Below are 743 nucleotides of genomic sequence, written 5' to 3'. Positions count from 1 at the left end.
AGAATGATGGAAATCGGGAATATTTCAACGCCGTTTGGACGGCGATCGGTATCGCTTGCCGAAATTCGACGACAGCGAGCTGTGTCCGAGAGTAAGGCAGCAGAGAAGTCGGTCGACAAGTGGAAGGTGCTTCGAGACGCGTCGGCAGCAATGACGCTCCTTGGCATTCACTCAAACAGTGTTGCAGTCCTTGATGCACTGATAAGCTTCTATCCGGAGAGTGAATTCCGCCCGGATGCGCAATTGATCGTATTTCCCTCAAACATGCAGCTATCCCTGCGTGCTCACGGCATGCCGAACTCAACAATGCGCCGGCATCTGGCTTTGCTTGTGGACGCAGGTTTGATCATTCGGAAAGATAGCGCCAATGGAAAGCGCTACGCTAGGAAGGACAGGTCTGGGTCCGTTGAATCGGCGTTTGGCTTCGACCTTTCTCCTTTGCTCGTCCGCGCCGGCGAATTGGCCACAATGGCGCAAGAAGTCATGGCTGAGCGAGCTGCACTGAGGAGAGCCAAGGAAAGCCTGACGATTTGCCGACGCGACGTAAGGAAGCTTATCACAGCAGCATTGGAGGAGGAGGCGCCAGGGAACTGGGCGTTGATTGAGAGTACGTACTTAGCGCTGGTCCGGCGAATTCCGAGATCCCCGACGGTGACCGAAGTCAGGGGACTCTTGGATGAGATGCGAATGCTGAAGGAGGAAGCTCTCAATATCTTGGAAGATAATGAAAATAACGCGATTCC

Annotated in this window: 1 protein-coding gene; it reads left to right on the top strand. The window is 54.0% G+C overall.

Features of this window, described 5'->3' with window-relative positions; translation table 11 throughout:
* Window positions 1-6 precede the first annotated feature (6 nt).
* Window positions 7-743: plasmid replication protein RepC (gene repC / locus P7F60_RS29435; RefSeq protein WP_277921099.1), on the top strand; the 737-nt coding region annotated here is incomplete at its 3' end.

It is taken from the genome of Rhizobium sp. YJ-22 (genome assembly GCF_029601685.1).
GTDB lineage: Bacteria > Pseudomonadota > Alphaproteobacteria > Rhizobiales > Rhizobiaceae > Metarhizobium.
The sequence above is the reverse complement of the archived record's forward strand: the minus strand, read 5'-3'. Positions and strand labels throughout refer to the sequence as shown.